Raw genomic sequence first — 2,814 nt, forward strand, 5'->3', positions numbered from 1 at the left:
CCACGCCCAACGCGCTGGAGGTGCTGGCAGAGGTATCCGCGGCTCCCAGCGCAAGTATTTTTGGCGCCGGCACGGTGCTGGACGCGGAAACCGCCCGTTCCGCCATCCTGGCCGGGGCGCGGTTTATCGTCAGCCCGGTGCTGTGTCCGGACGTGATTCGCCTGTGCCGGCGCTACGGCGTGCCGGTGATTCCCGGCGCTATGACGCCGACGGAGATCCTGACGGCCTGGGAGCTTGGCGCGGATATGGTGAAAGTCTTTCCCGCCGGCGTGCTCGGGCCGCGCTACATCAAGGACATCCTGGCGCCCCTACCGCAACTGCGGTTGATCCCCACCGGCGGCGTGACGCTGGAGAACGCGGGAGAGTATATTCGCGCCGGCGCGGCGGCGGTCGGCGTGGGCGGCGATCTGTTGGATGCCCGCGCCATCGCTGAGGGCCGGTGGCAGGCGCTGACAGAGCGGGCCGCGGTGCTGGTGCAGCGCGTCGCCGGAGCCAGGAAATGATGGCCAGGGGACATGCCGGCGCGCAAAAGTAGGGAAATCGGCGGGTTTGCGTCAAGAAAGCGTATAAAATATCAGCTATACTATGGGTTGCAATAAAGGGGTGCGGGGTGGTATTTGTGGCCAAGCGGGCGCACGCCACAAGCTGATCCTCCTCTCTTCTCCTGTTGGGAGAGCCAGGCGCAATGCCTGGCTCTTTTTTTGTGGGATGCCATCACCGGGCGTATAATGACCTGCATCTTCACCGGGTGTTCCGCGGATGAGAAAGGGGCGTGATGCGCTCTCCAGGGGATGAAGGGTTGCTCCATCGGGCGGGCCGGCTTCTGCTTGCCCTGGCCGCGGCCGGCTGGCTCACGGCCTGCGCGCCGGCGGCGGTGGATCCGCCGGCAGAGACGATGACGCCCGCTCCCACAGAGACCTCCGCACCTTCCTTATCCCGGGTGACAGCCACCCCAACCCATACCCCGGTGCCCTCGGTTGTCCCCCGCACTCCGACAGCAACTGCTACGACGGCGCCGGCGCCACTGCCCACCGCCACGCCCCGGCCGGCCGCTCGGCTCATAGAGACATTCCCGGTGGACGGGGATGAGGGGGTACCCCTGGATGCGCCGCTGACCCTGCGCTTCGATGCGCCGGTGACGACAGAATGGGTGCGGGCACATCTGACCATCAGCCCGACGGTGGAAGGGGCGCTGGAACAGCCGGACCCGATCACGGTGGTCTTCCGGCCGGCGACCTGGCCGGCGGAGACGCGGTACATCATGCGCTGGAGCACAGAAGCGGAGGAAGCCGAGGTGCGGTTTGCCACTTTCCCGGACGGCCGGGTGCCGCTTCCCATCCTGATGTATCACCGGTTGGCCGAACTGCCGGCGGATGCCGGCGCCAGCACGCGCGAGTGGACCACCGCGCCGGCCGTTTTCCGGGCGCATCTACAGCTTCTCGTCGAGAACGGGTACCGCGTCGTGCCGCTGGAGGATGTGCTGGATTACCTGCAGAACCATGCGCCTCTGCCGCCGCGTCCTGTCGCCATCACCTTTGACGATGGGTATCGGGATTTCGCGGAGGTAGCCTGGCCGGCCCTGCGGGAGGCCGGCATGCCGGCGATGGTGTTCCTCATCCCCGGCCATGTGGGCTATGGGGCCTTTCTGACCTGGGACCAGTTGGCGTCCCTGGTGCAGGAGGGAACCACCTTTGGCAGTCACGCGCTGGACCATGTGCGGTTGAAGGGATTGGAGGAGGCGGAACTGCGCCGGCAGTTGCAGGATTCCCGTCAGAGGCTGGAGGAACGCCTGGGGGTGCCGGTGCAGGTGGTGAGCTATCCGTACGGCGCTTTCGACGCCCAGGTGGTGCAGGCGGCACAGGAGGCCGGCTATCGCGCCGGCGTGACCATCAACCCCAGCCGTTACCAGCGCCGTTCGGCGGTGTTCGCGCTGAGCCGGCTACACCTCCCCTATGACGCGGATCCGCAAGAGCTGATTCGCATGTTAACGAGGTAAATAGGGAAAAATCACCCCGAAAATTGGCCTGTTTGTCATATCATAGTGTATAATGCGCGCCGATAGGCGATGCAGGCCGAAACCATGGGAGCGGAGGCATGGCGATGTTCGACAAGTTTCCTCGGGTGCGGTTGGCACATCTACCTACACCGCTGGAGCCTATGCCTCGACTGACCCGAGCATTGAACGGACCACAGCTCTGGGTGAAACGTGACGATCAGACCGGCCTTGCCACCGGCGGCAATAAGGCGCGTAAGCTGGAGTTCCTGGTAGGGGATGCGGTGGAGCGCGGCGCGGACACGCTTATCACCGCCGGCGCGCCGCAGTCGAATCACAGCCGGCAGACCGCCGCCGCGGCCGCCCGCATGGGCATGCGGGCGGTGTTGGCGCTGACCGGCGATATGCCCGAGGAATGGAACGGCAACCTCCTCCTGGACTACCTCTTTGATGCGGAAGTGCGCTGGTTGGGGGATGTGAGCTGGGCTGACCTGCCGGCCCGCCTGGAAGCCATCGCCGCCGGCGAGCGCGAAGCGGGGTACGAGCCCTATATCATCCCGCTGGGAGGGTCCACCCCCATTGGTGTGCTGGGCTATATCCTGGCGATGCAGGAACTGGTTCAGCAGATGGAGGAAGCCGGCGTATCCTTCGACCGCATCATCATCGCCTCCAGCTCTGGCGGCACGCAGGCCGGCTTGCTGATCGGCGCCGAACTGTTCGGCTTCAAGGGCCGTATCACCGCCATCAGCGTGGCCGAACCGGAAAAAGCCCTGCGAGCGCGCGTCTCCAAGCTGGTGTCCCAGACCCTTTCTTTGTTGGGC

General features: G+C 65.6%; 3 protein-coding genes. All 3 read left to right on the plus strand.

Going from position 1 to position 2,814, the window contains the following annotated elements; genetic code table 11:
- On the plus strand, positions 1–503 hold a 503-nt coding region (locus H5T60_13760), incomplete at its 5' end, for a bifunctional 4-hydroxy-2-oxoglutarate aldolase/2-dehydro-3-deoxy-phosphogluconate aldolase (protein ID MBC7243498.1).
- Between the two features lie 269 nt (positions 504–772).
- On the plus strand, positions 773–1,996 hold the full coding sequence (locus tag H5T60_13765) for a polysaccharide deacetylase family protein (protein ID MBC7243499.1): 1,224 nt from the start codon (positions 773–775) through the stop codon (positions 1,994–1,996).
- Between the two features lie 104 nt (positions 1,997–2,100).
- Positions 2,101–2,814 (plus strand): pyridoxal-phosphate dependent enzyme (locus H5T60_13770; protein MBC7243500.1); only part of this gene is annotated, 714 nt, incomplete at its 3' end.

It is taken from the genome of Anaerolineae bacterium (genome assembly GCA_014360855.1).
Taxonomy (GTDB): Bacteria; Chloroflexota; Anaerolineae; order JACIWP01; family JACIWP01; genus JACIWP01.